Consider the following 17,235-nt stretch of genomic DNA (forward strand, 5'->3'; position numbering starts at 1 on the left):
ATGCACGAGCCGGTCGACGTGCTGATCGTGGACGACGACGAGGACGACTTCGTCCTCGCCAGCGACCTGATCGCCGACATCACGGCCAACGAGTACCGGGTGCGCTGGGTCCAGTCGTATCAGGACGCCGTGCACGCCCTGATCACCGCGCCGCCCGACGTGTGCCTGCTCGACTACCGGCTCGAGGCGCGCACCGGCATCGACCTCTTGCGCGAGGTCCGCGGGCTCGGCTGCGACGTCCCGATCATCTTTCTCACCGGCCAGACCGAGCGCGAGCTCGACGTCGAGGCCATGCACGCCGGCGCCGACGACTTCCTGATCAAGGGCAGCTTCACCACCCGCGAGCTCGAGCGGGCGATCCGCTACGCCATCGAGCGCGCCGCCACCCTCGCCGCCCAGCGCCGGCTGACCGAGGAGCTGCGCCTGATGCAGGTCCAGGCCCAGCGCTCGAGCCAGGCCAAGAGCACCTTCCTGGCCAACATGAGCCACGAGTTCCGCACGCCGCTGAACGCCATCCTCGGCTACAGCGACATGCTGGTCGACCAGGCGCGCGCCGGCGAGTTCGAGCAGATCGAGGACGACCTCAACCGGATCCGCGCGGCCGGCAATCACCTGCTCGCGCTCGTCACCGACATCCTCGACCTCAGCCGGATCGAGGCCGGCCGCCTCAGCCTCGCGCCCGAGCGCTACCAGCTCGGCGAGCTGCTGCGCGAGGTCGTCGACGCCGTCGCCCCGCTCATCCACCGCAACGGCAACCGCTTCGTCTACGCCCCCGCCGACGAGCTCGGCGAGATGGTGGCCGACGCCACGCGGGCGCGGCAGATCCTGTTCAACTTGCTGAGCAACGCCGGCAAGTTCACGCGCAAGGGCGTGGTGTCGCTGGCGATCACGCGCCGCCAGGCCCGGCTCAGCGACTTCAACCACCACGCCGGCGACCAGCCGATCGAGGGCATCGAGTGCGTCGAGTTCGTGGTCGCCGACTCGGGCATCGGCATGACGCCGAAGCAGATGGAGCGGCTGTTCGAGCCGTTCTCGCAGGTCGACGACACGGGCGGGCGCCGCTTCGGCGGCTCCGGGCTCGGCCTGGCGATCAGCCGCCGGCTCGCGCGGGCGATGGGCGGCGAGCTGCGGGCGCGCAGCGAGATCGGCCGCGGCTCGTCGTTTCGCCTGTCGCTGCCGTCGGACAGCACCGCCGCCGCGCGCTGGCGCGGCCTCACCCCCGAGCGGCAATTCGCGGCCGGCGAGCGCGGCCAACTGCCGATCGTGTTCGTGCTCGGGCCGACCGACGAGTTCGGCCGCCAGCTGCGCGACCAGCTCGCCGACGTCCAGCTCGACATCGTCGTCGAGGCCGACCTGCGCCGCGGCGTCAAGCTGGCGCGCGCGCTCGGCCCGTCGCTGCTGGTGGTCGAGCTCAACGCCGGGGCCCCGGCCACCCTCGTCACTCTCGGCCAGCTCGCGCGCGAGCCCAGCCTGCAGGAGGCCGGCGTCCTGGTCTACCTCGTCGACGAGCACGCCCAATTCGGCTGCCTCCTCGCCTGCGACGGGGTCATCAGCGCGCCGCTGCAGGCGCTGCAGCTGCAGCGGACCGTCGAGCGCCTGTCCCCGGGGACATCCCGGCCGGTGCACTTGTGGTCGAACAGCACGGGCCTGCTGCACGAGGCCACCGAGATGATCCGCCACACCCGACGGATGGCCGCCGCCGGGACCGGCGGCGCCGAGGCGAGCGAGCTGCACCTCGTCCACCTGGCGGCTCCCGGCGCCTCGTGGGGCCTCACGGCCGCGCGACGAGACGACCCCTCCGGCGCTCCCGCGGTCGTCCTGGTCGCGCCCGAGGACCCGCGCGCGGTACCGCCGAGCTTCGCCGCCGAGATGCGCGCCCTGGTCGAGGAGGCCGGCATCCCGCGCCAGGAGCTCGCGCGCGAGGTGAGCACCGCGCTGATGGCCCGGATGTCGCGCGAGTGATTCACAGCAGCGGCAGCCCCTCGCGCTGCACCGCCCTGCCGAGAGCGTTCGTGCCCGGCGCGAGATTGCGAGCGCGAGCCAGCGGCGCTTCCCCGGCGACGTCGCGGCTGGCATAACCGAGGCGATGAACTTCGATCGAACGCAAGGTTGGTTGCTGGCTGCGCTCATGGTCTCGCCGGCGGCGTGTACGGACATCGCCGTCGATTCCGCCGTCGACGCTCGCAAGGGCGGCTCCGGGATCGATCTCGACGTCGGCGTCGACGGTACGCCGGGGATCTTGCTCGCGGACGTGGCGCTGCGGCCGGGCGTCACGGTCGACCTCTTCGTCAACGTGTACGGCCACCTCGGCTCCGCGGGCCACGCGAAGAAGTGCCAGTTCGCGGTCCACGGCGGCGTGTTCGCGGCCGCCTCGTGGCGCCCCTACGCCGAGGCGCTGGGGGAAGACGCGTGCGTGCTCGTGGTCGACCTCCCGCTCCGCGGCAACAGCGGCAGCCCCAAGGGCGCGCAGTTCGGCGACCTCGACCTGTTCGACTACGTCACCGCGATCGAGGAGGTGCTCGAACGCCTGGACGATCGCAAGATCCGCCCGCGCACCATCCTCGGTCACAGCATGGGCGGCACTCTGGTGCAGATGCTGCAACAGCGCCTTTTCGCCGAGGGCAGCAGCCTGCGCAAGCGGTTCGGCATCCGCGAGGCGATCCTGGTCGCGTCCGACCTGCCCGCGGAGGTGCCGTGGGCGCTCGGGGACAGCGGCGATCTGTCGGGGCTCATCGAAGCGTTCGCGGTCGACGAGCCGGGGCTCGGTCTGCTGTTCGAGATCCCGGTCTCGCTGTGGCCGGCCTTCTACTTCACCGATCGCGACAACAACGTCGTCCCCGGCGCGCTGACGCCGGAGGAGATCGAGGCAGGCGGCTTCAACGCCCTGGGCGAGCCGCTGCGGGCGATCCACCAGCTCAACGGGACCGGCCCGTTCACCTCGCGGCCTTCGGCCCAGGCCGACCTCTTCGAGAAGGGGACCCGCTTGCGCGCGATCGCCTACGAGGAGGACATCTATGTCCAGCTGGCCGAGAGCGAGACCCTTTATCGGCACTTGACGGGCGACGCGACGTCGAGCTGCTTCGTGCCGGTGCTCGGACCCGGCGCGGTCCACGTGCTGCAGTTCTCCGACCCGCAGGCCCTGGTCGACGCGATCGCGTCCTCCGAAGACTGCGATTATTGACAGCGACGAGCAGGCGCTCGAGGGGGCTCCACTCGGGCGCGCGCGGCTGCACCCGCAGGCGGCACGACGCGCGCGGGAGCATCACCGCGTGCGCGGCCCATGGCCGGCGTGTCCGGCTCCCCTTCGCCGATGCACACCTTCCATGCCCCTTCGTTCGCGCTCGTCCTGCTCGCCGCCTGCCCCGCCGGCCTCGAGGTCGTGATCTACGACCTGAGCGTCGAGCACACCTGAGGCCTGGCGAAGGCTCTCACCACGAACACGGTCGACCCGCGCACTCTACGCGGCCCCGTACTCACGCGACGGCACTTCATGGGCACGACCGCAGCGTCGCAAAGCACGCTCACGTGCCCCGCGGGGTGATCTTCCTGATGCGCGCCCCCATGGATGCATGGAAGTTCCCGTCGGCATCCGTGGTGATAGGCTCCGGCAATTCGCCGCGCTCCGCGGCCAAGCCCGGCGCGAGAGACATGAAAAGCCCGACGGATCATGACGCGATCGGGCCGCGACCCAGGACACCCCCTCCATTACGACCCGGCCGGGGCGCGTCGCGTGACGCCGTCACGGATCACTTAAATCGTCGCTGAGCTCTTTTTTGCAGTGCGATGATCGGTGGGCGCGGCGATGAGCGCCGCCGGCACAGACCGCGGAATTCTCGGAATCGACGGTGGGTCGGACCGCCGCGACTTGCTATCCTGCGGGCGATGACACGCTCCGCCCTTGTCGCGCACCTGATGCGGCGAACCGCCCCCGGGCCGCGCGGAGGCCTCATTCTCGGCAACCTCCCGGAGGTCGCCCAGGGCCGCATGTTCGAGCTCCTGCATCATATGTGGCGGGCTCACGGCGACATCAGCTGCGCCCGGGTCGGCACCCGACTGCTCTATCTCGTGGTCCACCCCGACCAGATCCAGCATGTGCTCGTGACGCGCCGTGAGAACTACACCAAGGCGTCGCACCGCGCCCGCCCGCTGATCGGCGACGGCTTGCCGGCCAGCAACGGCGAGCTGTGGGCGCGGCAACGCAAGCTGCTGACGCCGCGGTTTCAGGTCGGCGCCCTGCCGCAATTCGCCCCGCCGCTGCGAGGGGCCATGGAGCGCCATCTCGGCCGCTGGGAGGCCGCGGCGGCCCGCGGCGACGAGCTCGACCTCGCCGACGAAATGATCGCCCTCACCCTCGACGCGATCCTCGGCTCGCTGCTCGGCGAACGCCTCGACGACGAGGAGGCGCGGCTGCGCGCCGCCATCCGCGACGCCGTCGACTTCGTCGCCGCCAGCGGCCAGCTGTTCCGCGTCCCGCTGTCGTGGCCGACCCGGCGCAATCAACGTTTCCTGGCCGCCCTCAAGGTGATCGACGATTTCATCCATCGCGCGATCGAGGCCCACCGCGGCCGCCCCGAAGGCGACCCCGATCTGCTCACCTTCTTGTTGCGCCACGTCGGCGACGACCCCGCGGCGCCCGCGACGGCCCGGCTCGTGCGCGACGAGGCCGTCAGCCTGCTGCTCGGCGGCCACGAATCGACGGCCCAGGCGCTGACGTGGTTATTGTATTGCCTCGACCTCCACCCCGAGGCCAAGGCGCGGGTGATGGCCGAGGTCGACGCATTCGGCGACGCGCTGCCGGGGGTCGCCGACCGTCAGCGCTTCCCGTTCCTCGCCGCCGCCGTCCAGGAGGCGCTGCGCCTGTACCCGCCGTTCTGGGCGTTCCCGCGCCACGTCGCCGCCGACGACGAGCTCGGCGGCTACCACGTGCCCGCCGGCGCCACGGTGATGCTCTGCCCCTATCTCACGCACCGGCATCCGGCGCTGTGGGAGGCCCCCGAGCGGTTCCAGCCCGAGCGCTTCCTCGGCGGCGTGGCCCAGGGCCGCGCGCGGGCCAGCTACCTGCCGTTCGGCTACGGCCCGCGCACGTGCATCGGCAACCACATGGCGACCGCCGAGATCGTGCTGGCGACCGCGGCGATCCTCCGCCGCTTCGACGTCGAGCGCGTCCACCACGCCCCGGTCGCCGCCGAATTCTCCACGACGCTACGACCTCGCGGGGGAATCCGCGTCAAGTTGACGCTGCGTCACGGGGCCAGCGCCCGCTCGACATGATGCAGAACATTGATACGATCGACCTGCGGCCAATTGTTACGAAGTGCGATTGCCGACAGGGGCTGCCCCGCCTCGAATACCAGGGGCCGACCGACGGCCGCCAGCACCTCGACGTCGCCGGGCCCGTTGCCCAGCGCCAGCGAACGCGACAATTCAGCCCCGCGGGCCGCGGCGAACTGTCGTAACAATGTCAACTTGCCGCCGCGAGCGCCGGGCATGCTGCGGCATTCACCAGTGTAGCGACCGCCGTCGACCGCGAATCGCGAGCCGTCGCAATCAGTTACGCCCAGCTCCGCGGCCAGCAGCGCGACGATCTCGTGCGGGCTGGACGAAACGACATAAGGAGCCACGCCGGCCTCCATGAGCCGCGCGATCAGCGGGCGAACGAACGCGAACAGCTCGCCGCGCAGCGACTGCCAGGTCTCGCGCGCCAGGGCCTCGAGCTCGGCCTGCGCTGCGCCGGCCAGGGCGGCCGCGTAGGCCGCGGTGCTGCGGGCGACCATCTCGGGGAAATCGATGGATCCGGCCCGCAGCTGGCCCACGGCGGTCATCACGGCCGCGACGGCGTCGGGCCGCCCGAGCCCGCGGCGGCCCATCTCGTCGAGCAGCGCCAGCCCGATCGACCGCGGGTGCATCGTACCGTCGACATCGAGGATCGCCACGCGTGCCACGGAAGCGTCGTACGTCATGCCCCCGATCATAGCTGACCGAAGGTGCATGCTCCAGACCCCAGTCGCACGAGTAACCGGATAATTCGCCGCTCCGTGCGATGGGCGTTGATCGTGACCAATAATTCGAGTAGCTCTGATCAAAGCTATGTTCACCACAGTAGGCGTGCTCGAACAAATCGGGCCGGCGCTCGATCGCGCCGTACAATTCGTGCTCGATCATCGTTCGCCCGACGGGCGGCTCGCGGCCGGCTGCGCCGGTCGGGCGCTGGAGAGCGCCCTGGCGTTGCACCTGCTGCGCACCTGCGGCCACGGGCCGGGGCTCCAGGCCGAGATCGCGGGTTTCTGCCGGCGCTGGCTGGCGAGGACGACGGCGACGACGACGGCCCGAGCCAGGCCGGTCGGCTCGACCGCACGCTTTCGCGCATCCTCTGCGAGCTCGTGGTCGACGGCGACCTCGGCGACGAGGGCCTGGCCTCGCTCCACCGCACCCTGGCCGCTTTCGATCACCCCACGCTTTGGCGCAAACGCGTGCTGGTCGAAACGATGTTGGTCGAACTCGGGGCACTCCCTCCGGGTCGGGCCGTGTTGCCACTCGCGGTCGTCCGCGCCGAGTCCTCCCATCTATGGGTGACGATCCTGCTGGCGTCGATTCGCGTGCTCCAGCTGTGCCATTCGGGTCGCGCCGCGGAGGTCGGTGACGCCGAGCTGGCGCCGATCCTCGGGGCCCAGTCGACCGACGGCAGCTGGGAGCAGCACGTGCTCGTCACCATCGTCGCCCTGCTCGCGCTGACCCGCCTCGGCCGGGCCGCGCCCCACCGCGCCCTCGGCCTCCATTTCCTCGCCGGCCAATTGCGGCCCGGCGGCGGCGTCCCGTTCATCACCAACGAAGACGTCTGGGTCACCTGCCTCGCCGGCCTGGTGCTCACCGAGGCGCGGCGGCCGGCGCACGAGCTGCAGCGGTGCGAACAATTCCTGGTATCACAGCAGCAGCCCGACGGCGGCTGGGCCTACGCCGAGGGCGTGTCGCAGACCGACGCCGACGACACCAGCGTCGTGCTCTCGCTGCTCGCGCGCCGCAATCCGCTGATTCATCGCCACACCATCCGCCGCGCCGTCGCCAACCTGCTCGCGCTGCAGAACAGCGACGGCGGCTTCCCCACGTTCGTCCGCGGCGCCGCGTCGGAGGCCGAGATCACCGCCAAGTCGATCACCGCCTTGCACGCCAGTCACATGGCCCCGCCCGAGGTCCTCGACGCCGCCTGGGCCTGGCTCGCCCGCGCTCAGCTGCCGAGCGGAGGCTTCCGCGGCGAGTGGAAGCTGTGCGTCACCTACCCTGCCTTCCATGTGATCAACGCGGCCGCAGGTCAGCGCCCCGGCACCCGCGCCGCCGACATCCGCCGCCGCTGCGTCGGCTTCCTCCGCGACCTGCGGCGGCCCGACGGCGGCTGGCCGATCCACCCCGACGATCGCCACAGCCACGTGCTCAGCACCGCCTACGCCCTCGGGGGCCTCGCGGCCTGCCCGGGCAGCCTCACCTCCGGCGAGCTCTACGAGTCCGCCCTGGTCCTGCTGGCGGGGCAGGGCCGCAGCGGCGGCTTCACGGCCGAGGCCGACTCGCTCGGCCCGCGCCCGTTCGTCTACGACGTCCCGCTGCTCGCCACGCTCTACAGCATCTGGGCGCTGTCCCGGGTCCGCGACCTGCTGTCCGGGCACGCGCACGAGGTGCCGTTCGGCGCGCTCGCGCCGCGGCTGTCGCTCATCAGTCACGACCGCGCCTGGATCAGCGTCGCCTGAGCAGGGTCTCACCTTGCAGTCAGGACACGTTGTGGGCTCGCGCTTGTCCGCTCGCGCGCGTCGCATGAATTGTCCTCCATGCAGAAAGCGCGGGGTCACGTGTCGAGCGGGCGCACCGCGGCGCGCGCGAGTCGAGTTTCGCCGCGCGTGTGGTAACTTGAATTCCTTCCTTCCATGTCGTCGTCTCGTCGTGTCCGGAAATACGCGCTCGGCTGGGCCGCCGCGGCCGCGGTCCTGTTCGCGTCGACGTTCCAGCCGCGCGAAGCGCAGGCCGCCTCGGCCCGCGGCGTGTCCCAGCAGGCCGGCGCGGTGCTCGGCAGCCTCGGCCTCGGCGCCCTCGCCCTGCAGCGGCGCAACGACCACCGCGCCGTCGGCCTCGCCGGCATCGCCCTGATCGGCGGCCTCACCGGCGCCGGCTGCGAGCCCACCTCGAGCGCAGCCGGCCGGCGCCACGGCGACCACGCGCGCTCCGCCGACCGCCCCCCGGACGCCCCGAATCGGGTGAGCCTGCCCGCGAGCGCGCTGGCCTATATCCGCGTCGAACCGGCCGCCAACGAGCCCGAGGACCTGTCGATCCGCGCGCCGGCCCACGTCGCCTTCCGCGACACCGCCGTCTCCAGGGTCGACGCCCCCGCCGCCGGCCGCGTCGCCAGGCTCCTCGTCGAGGTCGGCGCCGCGGTCAAGGCCGGCGATCCGCTGCTCGAGCTGAGGAGCCCGCAAGCCTCGACCCTGCACCTAGAGCGCGATCGGGCGCGCCTGGAGCTCGAGCGCGCCGAGCGGGCGCTCGACCGCCAGGAGCAGATGCTGAAGTCGGGCATCGGCCGCGAGCTCGACCGCCAGGTCGCTCGCGCCGAGCTCGAGGCCGCCCGCGTCGCCGACCGCCACGCCCGCCGCGCCGTCGAGATGCTCGGCCGGAGCCGCGGGGCCCGCGTCACCGTCGTCGCCCCGATCGACGGCACCGTGCTGCGCCGTCACGCCACCGTCGGCACCCAGGTGATGCCCGGCGGCGCTCCGCTGCTCGAGATCGGCGACAAGGCCGCGCTGTGGGTGGTCGCCGACGTCTTCGAGGACGACCTGCTGCAAGTCCGCCCCGGCACCGCAGTGCAGCTGCGCTTCCCCGCCGACCCCGCGCCCGTCGCCGGCCGCGTCGTCGGCGTCGGCGCGCTCGTCGACGTCGGCCAGCGCCGCGCCCCGGTCTACGTCACCCTCGCCGACGACGCGGTCACTGCGCACAAGCTGACCCCGGGCATGTTCGTCCGCGCCGACATCACCGGCCCCGCCGGCAGCGGCGTCACCCTGCCCAAGGAGGCCGTGCTGATCAAGGGCGACGACGAGTCGACCGCCTACGTCGAGGTCGCCCCCGGCGTGTTCGAGGCCCGCCGCGTCGTCGTCGGCCACACCTCCGGCGAGCACGCCCAGGTGGTCTCCGGCGTGGCCCCCGGCGAGCGCGTGGCCGTGTCCGGCGCGCTCCTGATCGATCAGCAGGCCCGCAACGCCCTCTGAGACCTGCGCGAAGGAGCATGTCAATGCCGACATGCTCCTTCAGACATGTCCATTTCGGACATGCTCCGGAGGACATGCTCCGGAGGACATGCTCCGGAGGACATGCTCCAAGGGTCATGTCCATGCGGACACGTCAAGGCGCGTCGTAGCGGTCGTGGTGGCGCACCCACGACATCGGGAACGGCAGCCCCTCCTCTTGCCGGCCGAGCGGCGTAAAGTCGAGGATGGCGTAGGTCGTCATCACCGGCTCGAAGCCGCGGCCGTACGTCGAATAGGTGTGGTAGACCGCCTCGCCCTCGCGCACGAACGCGCTGAGCCCGGGCCCCTCGGGGTGCGGGAACGGCTGGACCGTGTAGTTGTAGGGGACCGCCTGCGCGGCGACGTCGGCCGGGTCGAACGACACGTGGAAGTCGTAATTGAAGCGGCTGCCGTGCGACGACAGCCACGGGAACGTCCAGCCCATCCGCGCCCGGAACGCGGCGATCTTGGCCAGCGGCGCCCGCGAGACGGCCACCAACGCGGTGTCGCGGGCGGCCAGGTGGGCCACGGTCCCCGGGAAATGATCGGAGACGAACGAGCAGCTCTTGCACCCCTGCTCCCACGAGGGGTCGAACATGAAGTGGTACACGACGAGCTGCCGCTTGCCGGTGAACAGGTCGAGCAGGCTGCGCTCGCCGTCCGGCCCGTGGAAGACGTAGGGCGCGTCGACGCGGACCCACGGCAGCGCCCGCCGGGCCGCGCTCAGGGCGTCTTGCTCGCGCGTCCAGGCCTTCTCGCGCGCCAGCAGCTCCTTGCGGGCCACGAGCCATCGCTCGCGGCTCACGATGTCATTCGCGGTGGTCATGGCGATCCTTTCGTGGTTGGGGGCTTTGACTCCGCTCGAGCGACCGCTTCGCCCGCACCACCAATGTGGTGACTGCGGCGCCGGTCCCCGTCGCCGCGGCGACGGTGAGCGCAATGGAAGTCCAACAGGCAGGGCACATGCCGGCAACATAGGCGAGCCCCGCCGGCGTGGCGCGTAACAATCGTGGCGCGATTCACCTCGTGACATTTCCCGGGCGGCGGCCCATCCTCGCCGCGTGTCCTCGCCGCCCGACGTCCTCCTCGACGCCGCCCGCGCCCTCGCCGGCGGCGACCCGCTGCGCGCGCTGGCCGGCGTCGGTCGCGACGACAGCGCCCGCGGCCTCACCCTCCGCGGCATCGCCTACGCCCAGCTCGGCGACCTCGAGCTCGCGCGCCAGGCCCTCGAGCAGGCGGTGAGCGGCGCCGACGACCCGCTGCTGGCCGCACGCGCCCGCGCGGCCCTCGTCGAGGTCGAGCTCGGCCGCGGCGCCCCGGCGCTGGCCGCCGGCGCCGCCAGGGCCGCCGCCGACGCCCTGGAGCGCCTCGGCGACCTCCGCAACGCCGCCATGCAACGCCTCGTCCTCGCCCGCGCCGAGGTGCTCCTCGGCCGCCTCAACGAGGCCCGTCGCGCCGTCGAGGCGGTCCTCGCCGGCGACCTCGGCCCCGACCTGCGCGCCGTCGCGTCGCTCGTGCAGGCCGAGATCGCAGTGCGCGCCCTGGCCACCACCGACGCCCGCGAGGCCCTCGCCCGCGCCCGCGACGCCCTCGCCCGCGCGCCCCATCAATTGCTCGCCCGCACGGTCGAGGCGATGGCGCAGGAGCTCACCCGCCCGGTGGCGCGGATCTGGCGAGCCGGGGTCACGGTCGACGCCGACCTGTTCGCGATCCAGGCGATCGCCCGCGGCGACGTGCTCCTGGTCGACGCCTGCCGCCGGCTCGCCATCGCCGGCCGCGTCACCATCCCGCTGGCCCGCCGCGCCGTGCTGTTCGCCCTGCTCCTCGAGCTCGCGCGCGCCTGGCCGGCCGCGGTCGCGCGCGACGAGCTCGCCGCCCGCGCCTTCGCCGTCCGCCGAATCAACGCCTCGCACCGCGCCCGCCTGCGCGTCGAGATCGGCCGCCTGCGCAAGATTATGGACGGCCTCGCCGCCGCCCCCACCGCCAGCGCCGACGGCTACGTGCTCGCCTCGGAGCGCGAGGTCGCCGTCCTCTTGCCGCCTTCGGACGACGAGGCCGCTCGCCTGGGCCTGCTGCTCGGCGACGGCGCGGCGTGGTCGGCCCAGGCCCTCGCCGAGCACGCCGGCGTGTCGCGGCGGACCGCCCAGCGAGCCCTGCAGGTCCTCGTCGAGCGCGGCACCGTCGTGCGCACCGGCAAGGGCAAGGAGGTCCGCTACACCCGCCCCGGCGTCCCCGTCGCGTCACGGATGTTACTCCTCGGCCTCGTCCCGGGCGGCTAAAAAGCCTGCATGCGACAGAACATCACGACCCCCGCCAATCACGACACTCCGACCCCCGCCCCCGCCGAGGTCTTGCACGAATACGTGCCGCTCGACGAGCGCCAGATCCACGGTGTCACTTTCGACGGCAAGTCGGTGTGGTTCGCCCGCGACGACGAAGTCGTCGCCTTCGACCCGAACTCCGGCCAGGTCGCCCGCCGCCTGCCGATCCCCGGCGCCGACGCAGGCACCGCGTTCGACGGCCAGCACCTCTATCAATTGGCCAAGGGCGAGATCCTCGTCATTCGCCCCGACGACGGACAGATCGTCCGGCGCCTGCCCGCCCCCGGCAAGGGCGAGGACAGCGGCATGGCCTGGGCCGACGGCTATTTGTGGATCGGCCAGTGCTACGGCGCCCGGATCCACAAGGTCGACGCGGCCACCGGCGAGGTCGTGAAGACCCTGACCTCCGACCGCTTCGTCACCGGCGTGACGGTCGTCGACGGCCAGCTGTGGCACGGCGCCGCCGGCGACGACAAGCCCTCCGAGCTGCGCCGCCTGGCCGCCGACGGCACGCCGGAGGAGGTCCTGGCGGTCCCCGCGGCCATGATCGCAGGCGTCGAGGCCGACGGCCACGGGCGCTTCTGGTGCGCGGGCGAGCAGGGCAAGCTCCGCCTGGTCCGACGCAAGCCCGTCGACAAATCACCGGCCGCGTGAAATCACGGCCGACGATCGCACTCTTTGCGGATCGAGCAGCCCCTTCTTCGAGAAGCACGGCGACGTCTGCGAGCGCGCTGATTCACCCCCGAGGCGGCCGCCCGACGAGCAGCCGGTCTTCGAGGAGCACGGCTGCGCCTGCGAGCGAAGCCGATTCGCGCCGGGTTGCTTCGCGCGTCCTGGAATGATGGCACATGTCCGAACGGACATGTACCATCATTCCACGCGTTCGCTATTTCTTCCCCTTGCCCCCGCCGCCCTTGCCACCGCCGCCGCCCTTCGGCCCGCCGCCGCCTTTCGGCCCGCCGCCGCCGCCCTTCGGCCCGCCGCCGTGCATCGACTGCTTCGGCCCCGGCGCTCCGCCGTGCTTACTGCCGTGGTGCTTCGGCCCGCCGCCGAGATCGGCCTTCCCGCCGCCGTGGCCCTTGCCGGGCCCCCCGCCGCCGAAGCCGCCCTTCTTCGGCCCCCCGCCGAAACCGTCGTCGAAGCCGCCCTTCGGCCCGCCGCCCTTCTTCGGCCCGTGGCCGCCGAACCCGCCGTGCCCCTTCGCGTGACCCTCGCCGTGGAAGCCCGCGTGCCCCTCGCCGTAAAAACCCACGTGCCCCTTCGCGTGACCGGGCGGCAGCCCGCCGGTGGCCTTCCAGTGGCCGTGCTTGAGGTGCCCCGGCGGGACCCACCGCCCCGTCTCCACCTCGACGTACACGCTGTGGTACATCGGCCGGTCGACCACGAACGCCCACGCCAGCAGCGGCTGAGCGACCACGACCGCGCTCGCCTCGAAGCGCGCCGGTGCCACGAATGTCAGCGCCTCCGCGTGCACCGCCGCCCCGGCCGAGAAGTGCACCCCGGCCGAGAAACTGGCCGAGAACGACACCTCGCTGGTGGCGCGGCTCGCCATCACCGTCGCCGTCGCCAGGTCGACCGCGTGCACCACGGTCGCCCGCGACGACGGGATCACCTTCATCTGGAAGTCGACCCGCGCGTCGCTGCGGACCTCGACCACCTCGACGTGATCGACCTGCCCGTCGACGTCGATGTCGATGCGATTGATCCCGGCCTCCGGATCGTTGACCGCCAGCTCGAGCTCCTCCGCAGTCTCGATCGTCCCGCCCTGCACCAGCGCGGTGACCTCGGCCAGGCGGAAGCTGTCCGCCTGCAGCTCGACGGACGCCGACGCGGGCGCGGCCGCGACCACGGCGACGTCGGCCTGGGCGTCGACGACCGCCACGGCCTCGGCCTCGGCCTCGACCTCGGTGCGGGTCTCGGCCTGCGCGACGACGGCGGCGTCGCAGGCGGTGAAGAGCAGGAGCGCGGTGGTTGCGCGGATCGTTCGTCCCATTCCCGGTAGACCGGCGCCACTCCCGCGCTTCCAACCTCGGCTCAGCCGGGCTCCAGCACGTGGCAGCAGCCCGTCTTGCAGTAGAAGCCCTCGGGGCAGTCGCTCTGGCCCATGTCGTCGATCTCGCACGGCTGGGCGTCGCCCTCGCAGGAGGGATCGTCGCAGCCCGGGGGCGGCTCGGTCTCACCGAAGCACACCTCGCACTCCTCCGGGTGGCACTCCTCGTCGCAGTCGGGGTTCTTGGTGCACTTCGTGCACGAGTCGATCTGCGCCAGCGAGCAGTCCTGGTCGCCGAGGAAGATGTCGTACGTCATCCCGTCGACGACCACGGTGCAGCAGCCGAAGCAATCGCAACCGTTCGGCACCTGGCACTCGTCGATGCACTGCTGCGGCTGCTCCATCGGGCAGTTCTTGAAGTTCGGGTCGTACGGGCACTTGTCGCCGCCCGGGCTCAGCGGGTCGCACTTCAGGTTCCACGCGCAATCGCCGTTGCCGCCGCCCGAGTTGCCGTCGAAGAAGCAGTCCTGCTTGCACGGGTCCATGTTGTCGCCCGGCAGGCCGGTGGCGAACGTGTCCTCGCGGTCGTCGCACGGCGACACGCACTCCGGGTCGGCCTGGTCGACCAGGCCGTCGCCGTCGTTGTCCATACAATCGCCGCAGGCGTAGATCCCCCCGTCGCACTGCAGCGGGACGCAGGACCCTCCGCCGGTCGTGGTCGTCGTCGTCTCCGTGGACGTCACCGGCTCGGTCGTCGACTCCGAGGTCGTCGTCGTGCTGGTGCTGGTGCTCGTGCTCGTGCTCGTCGTCGGCCCGGCCGTGGTCGGCTCGACCGTGGTGCTGCTGGTGCCGTCGGTCCCGGTCGTCGGTCCCGCGGTCGTCATCGCCGACGTCGTCATGCTCTCCGCCGACGTGCCCGACTCGCTGGCGACCTGAGTCTCCGTCTCGCCCTTGCTCGGCCCGTTGCAGGCCAGCAGCGCGCATATCCCGAGGACGTGAATCTTTCGCATATGCGGATGCTGTCGCCGGCCCCGCGAAAAGGCAATCGCCATTTTCGCGCGGAGATCCGGCGCCAGCAACTCATGACAATCTCGTCACGACGGCTGAGCCCGCCGTGACCGCCGTTCGTCGGCCTGAGATCATTCGACCACGAACACCCCGCGCAGGTCCTCGGTGGCCGAGAGCGGCACCCCGCCGCCGTCGAGCGAGATCGCCCGGAATTGATAATAGAGACCCGAAGTCAGCGGCGGCCCGTCGTACGGCACCCCCACGGTCTTCGCGCCCGACACGCCCGGCACCATCGTGTTCTCCCACACCAGCTCGCCGAACACGTCGAACAGGCGGACGATGTAGCCCTTCTCGCTCGAGTCGTCGGCGAACTCGAAGGTCGGCGTCGCGGAGGTCGCCGTCGGCTCCTCGGCCCCGGGCGCGACGACCGCGAGCGCTTCGGTGATCTTGAAGCCCGCGTCGACCGTCACCGCCTCGCCGGCCGCGACCGTCACCTCCTGCAATTCGGTGCCGCCGATCGAGAAGTCCGGATCGCGCACCAGGCGATCGTTCTCGAACGCAGCCAGCACCTTGTACGTGCCCGCCGGGACGCCGGGGATCCGGAACGTCCCCGTCACGTCCGGCTCGGCCCCCGGGTCGGGCGAGCGCAGGCCGAACGGCACCGGCCCCCGCTCGATCGTCGCGTTGAACACGCTGACCGGGACCAACACCACGCTCGTCACGCTGCCGCCCGGCGCGTTGACGATCTGCACCGTCCCGCTCACCGCCCCGAGCTCCTCCTCGCCCTCCGCGACCGCCATGAGGTCGACCGCCTCGAGGTCCTCCGCCGCCACGGTGGACGCCGCCGCCGCCACCTCGAGCCCGCGCCGGTAGCCGCGGATCGTCGCCTCGCCGGCCTGCACGTTGAAGATCGTGTACGCACCTGTCCGATCGGCCACCCCGTACTGGGCCACCGCGTCGCCGCTCACGCCCTCCGCGACCACCAGGGTCCCGCCCGGATCGATCCCGCCGATCGTGCCCGTCACAGTCACCCCGCCGCGCAGCGCCTCCGGCAGCATCACCAGGCCGACCGTGGTCAGCGGACTCTCGAGCACGCTGACCTTCAGCTCCTCGTCGTACACCGCCTCGGACGCGTGGATCGGCAGCGCCACGCGGATCCCCGACGGGAACGGCAAGTAGTCGCGGGCGAACGCCTGCAGCGTGTAATTGACGTCGCTCGCCAGCTCGCCGTCGGGCTTGCGGAACGCGCTGACCTGCAGCTCGTAATGACCCATCGCGTCGGTCACCGCGACCTCGCCGAGCGGCGCGCCGGTGCGGTCCTGGCCGTTGACGAGCGCCCCTTCGATCGGCTCCTCGGTCTGCAGATCGATCACCATGCCGTGGATCTGCAGCGGCTCGCCGCAGACCCATACGTCAGTCTCGCCGGCCACCGGATCGCACGCGAGCCCCTCGACGCAGTGCGGCCCGTCGGCCGTGGCCGGGTCGATGAGCGGGTCGCAAGGACCGCCCTTCTCCGAGGGCTCGGTCACGTCGAGCTGCTTCTCCGCGCAGCTCGCCAGACCGATCGTGAGCATCGACCCGCACGTCAGGACGAGAATGTTTCGCATCGTACGGATTGGACCACCTGGGCCCGCGCGATTCCAAGGCCAATCCACCGACCCAGCGAAGTCGCGCGCGCCGCCCGCCTCAGCCGGGCACGATCGGCTGGCAGCAGCCGGTCGAACAAAAGAAGCCCTCCGGACAATTCGAAACGCCGTCCATGTCGACCATGCACGGAGTGTCGCCCTCGTCGCAGCCCGGCTCCTCGCACCCGTCCGGCAGCTCCTCCTCGCCGAAGCACAGCTCGCACTTCTCCGGCTCGCAGACGTTGTTGCACGAGTCCTGGAAGGTGCACTTACCGCACGCCTCGAGGTTTGACAGCGAACAGTCCGGTGTCGAGCCGAGGAAGATGTCGACGACGCCGTTCGGCGTCTGCACATGGCAGCAGCCGAAGCAGTCGCAGCCGTTCGGCACCAGGTCGGTGCAGACCTCGAGGCACTGCGCCGGCACGTCGGGCTCGCACTCCTGCTTGAACTCGCAGCCGATCATCCCGCCGGGGTTCTGCGGGTCGCACTGCAGGTCGTACTCGCACTTGTCGTTGCCGACCCCGCTGTCGTCGTCCCAGTAGCAGTCGTTCTTGCAGTCGAGGTTCTGCCCCGGCAGGTCGGTCTGCAGCGAGCCCTCGCTGTCGTCGCACGGGCTCGTACACTCCTTGTCGCCGCCGTCGATCGCCCCGTCGCCGTCGTTGTCGATCGCGTCGCCGCACTCGTAGATCTTGCCGCCACACTCGACCGGCATCGGCCTCCCGCCGCCGGTCGTCGTGCTCGTCGACGTCGTGGTGGTCTCCGGCGGCTCCGTCGTCCCGACCGTCGGCCCCGTGCTCGTGACCGGCTCGCCGGTGGTCGTCGGCTCGCTGGTGCCGGTGGTCGTGGACGTCGTCGTCGTGTCGCCGACGGTCGACGTCGTCCCAGGGAGGGTCGAGGTGCCCGTCTCGGTCTCGGTCCCCGTGCTCGCGCCCGGCTCCGAGGTACACCCGACGATCAACCCGCAAAATACCGACAAACAGTACGCAAAGACATTTCGTCGCATCGGCGAATTCGACAGGCTCCAGAGCGGCGAT

At 71.6% G+C, this 17,235-nt stretch carries 14 protein-coding genes; 7 read left to right on the forward strand and 7 right to left on the reverse strand.

Features of this window, described 5'->3' with window-relative positions:
- The 3 genes from O0S08_RS33435 (at position 1) to O0S08_RS33445 (ending at position 5,271) form a co-directional block, all read left to right on the forward strand.
- Positions 1-1,962: a hybrid sensor histidine kinase/response regulator gene (locus O0S08_RS33435; RefSeq protein ID WP_269033480.1), complete on the forward strand. Its 1,962-nt coding sequence runs from the start codon at positions 1-3 to the stop codon at positions 1,960-1,962.
- Positions 1,963-2,086: 124 nt separating this feature from the next.
- Positions 2,087-3,181 carry an alpha/beta fold hydrolase gene (locus tag O0S08_RS33440; RefSeq protein ID WP_269033481.1) on the forward strand — a complete coding sequence of 365 codons (1,095 nt, stop codon included), beginning with the start codon at positions 2,087-2,089 and terminating at the stop codon, positions 3,179-3,181.
- 701 nt (positions 3,182-3,882) lie between these two features.
- Complete coding sequence (locus tag O0S08_RS33445) at positions 3,883-5,271, forward strand: cytochrome P450 (RefSeq protein WP_269033482.1); 1,389 nt, start codon at positions 3,883-3,885, stop codon at positions 5,269-5,271.
- On the opposite strand, the gene O0S08_RS33450 is transcribed toward O0S08_RS33445, so the two are convergent.
- Entirely contained in the window at positions 5,244-5,960 is a 717-nt protein-coding gene (locus O0S08_RS33450) for an HAD family hydrolase (protein ID WP_269033483.1), read from the reverse strand. The two genes, O0S08_RS33445 and O0S08_RS33450, sit on opposite strands and share 28 nt — an antisense overlap.
- 198 nt (positions 5,961-6,158) lie before the next feature.
- Positions 6,159-6,563: a hypothetical protein gene (locus tag O0S08_RS33455; RefSeq protein WP_269033484.1), complete on the reverse strand. Its 405-nt coding sequence runs from the start codon at positions 6,561-6,563 to the stop codon at positions 6,159-6,161.
- A 6-nt stretch (positions 6,564-6,569) separates the two neighbouring features.
- Between O0S08_RS33455 and O0S08_RS33460 the strand changes: the two genes are divergently transcribed.
- Both O0S08_RS33460 and O0S08_RS33465 read left to right on the forward strand, forming a co-directional pair.
- Positions 6,570-7,736: a prenyltransferase/squalene oxidase repeat-containing protein gene (locus tag O0S08_RS33460; RefSeq protein WP_269033485.1), complete on the forward strand. Its 1,167-nt coding sequence runs from the start codon at positions 6,570-6,572 to the stop codon at positions 7,734-7,736.
- Positions 7,737-7,910: 174 nt separating this feature from the next.
- Positions 7,911-9,239: an efflux RND transporter periplasmic adaptor subunit gene (locus O0S08_RS33465; protein WP_269033486.1), complete on the forward strand. Its 1,329-nt coding sequence runs from the start codon at positions 7,911-7,913 to the stop codon at positions 9,237-9,239.
- 133 nt (positions 9,240-9,372) lie between these two features.
- On the opposite strand, the gene O0S08_RS33470 is transcribed toward O0S08_RS33465, so the two are convergent.
- Positions 9,373-10,083: a DUF899 domain-containing protein gene (locus tag O0S08_RS33470; RefSeq protein ID WP_269033487.1), complete on the reverse strand. Its 711-nt coding sequence runs from the start codon at positions 10,081-10,083 to the stop codon at positions 9,373-9,375.
- A 235-nt stretch (positions 10,084-10,318) separates the two neighbouring features.
- Between O0S08_RS33470 and O0S08_RS33475 the strand changes: the two genes are divergently transcribed.
- Entirely contained in the window at positions 10,319-11,536 is a 1,218-nt protein-coding gene (locus O0S08_RS33475) for a helix-turn-helix domain-containing protein (protein WP_269033488.1), read from the forward strand.
- 9 nt (positions 11,537-11,545) lie between these two features.
- Positions 11,546-12,232, forward strand: coding sequence for an NHL repeat-containing protein (locus O0S08_RS33480; protein ID WP_269033489.1), 687 nt, complete (start codon positions 11,546-11,548; stop codon positions 12,230-12,232).
- Between the two features lie 232 nt (positions 12,233-12,464).
- Here O0S08_RS33480 and O0S08_RS33485 read toward each other — a convergent pair whose 3' ends face one another.
- The 4 genes from O0S08_RS33485 to O0S08_RS33500 all read right to left on the reverse strand — a co-directional run bounded on the left by O0S08_RS33485 (position 12,465) and on the right by O0S08_RS33500 (position 17,159).
- Positions 12,465-13,571, reverse strand: a complete 1,107-nt coding sequence (locus O0S08_RS33485) for a hypothetical protein (protein ID WP_269033490.1) — start codon at positions 13,569-13,571, stop codon at positions 12,465-12,467.
- A 41-nt stretch (positions 13,572-13,612) separates the two neighbouring features.
- Entirely contained in the window at positions 13,613-14,578 is a 966-nt protein-coding gene (locus O0S08_RS33490; RefSeq protein ID WP_269033491.1) for a hypothetical protein, read from the reverse strand.
- Between the two features lie 129 nt (positions 14,579-14,707).
- Entirely contained in the window at positions 14,708-16,183 is a 1,476-nt protein-coding gene (locus O0S08_RS33495; RefSeq protein ID WP_269033492.1) for a hypothetical protein, read from the reverse strand.
- A 79-nt stretch (positions 16,184-16,262) separates the two neighbouring features.
- Positions 16,263-17,159 carry a hypothetical protein gene (locus O0S08_RS33500; RefSeq protein ID WP_269033493.1) on the reverse strand — a complete coding sequence of 299 codons (897 nt, stop codon included), beginning with the start codon at positions 17,157-17,159 and terminating at the stop codon, positions 16,263-16,265.
- Positions 17,160-17,235: the final 76 nt, after the last annotated feature.

The organism is Nannocystis punicea, from assembly GCF_026965555.1.
Classification (GTDB): Bacteria; Myxococcota_A; Polyangia; order Nannocystales; family Nannocystaceae; genus Nannocystis; species Nannocystis punicea.